Raw genomic sequence first — 621 nt, 5'->3', positions numbered from 1 at the left:
GTCGCCCGGATCGATTCCGGCAGTCCTTTCAGGCCGTCGCAGCAGACGATAATCACGTCCTGGATGCCGCGGTTGCGCAGCTCGGTGAGCATGTTCATCCACTGCTTCGCACCCTCCCCGCCGGACGGGCCGACCCACATGCCCAGCACGTCGCGGTGCCCGTCCAGGTCGATGCCCATCGCCACGTACACCGGCCGGTTCCCGGCCGTGCCGGAGCGGATCTTCAACATGATCGCGTCGATCAGCACTACCGGGTACACCGGCTCGAGCGGACGCGCCTGCCACTCCGCCATCTCGTCCACGATGCGGTCCGTGACCGTGGACACCAGATCCCGCGACACGTCATCGCCGTACAGTTCGGCCAGATGCGCGGCGATATCGCCGGTCGTCATCCCCTTGGCGTACAACGAGAGCACGTTCTGATCGAACCCGTCCGGGCGGCGCTGATGCTTCGGCACGATCCGCGGCTCGAACGTGCCGCCCCGATCCCGGGGCACCTGCACCGTGACCTCGCCGATCTCGGTCCGCACCGTCTTCGGACTCGACCCATTCCGGCTGTTCCCGCTGCCGCGCCCGGCAGTCTCGTGCCGGTCGTAGCCGAGATGATCGGCAAGCTCGGCC

At 67.6% G+C, this 621-nt stretch carries 1 protein-coding gene; it reads right to left on the bottom strand.

Annotation, left to right across the window (positions count from 1 at the left end; genetic code table 11):
* A partial coding sequence (locus tag ABME02_RS18425) for an IS256 family transposase (RefSeq protein WP_353816812.1) occupies window positions 1-621 on the bottom strand: 621 nt, incomplete at both ends.

The sequence above is a fragment of the Agromyces zhanjiangensis genome (assembly GCF_040496055.1).
In the GTDB taxonomy this organism is placed as follows: domain Bacteria; phylum Actinomycetota; class Actinomycetes; order Actinomycetales; family Microbacteriaceae; genus Agromyces; species Agromyces zhanjiangensis.
This window is presented reverse-complemented; position numbering and strand designations above follow the sequence as displayed.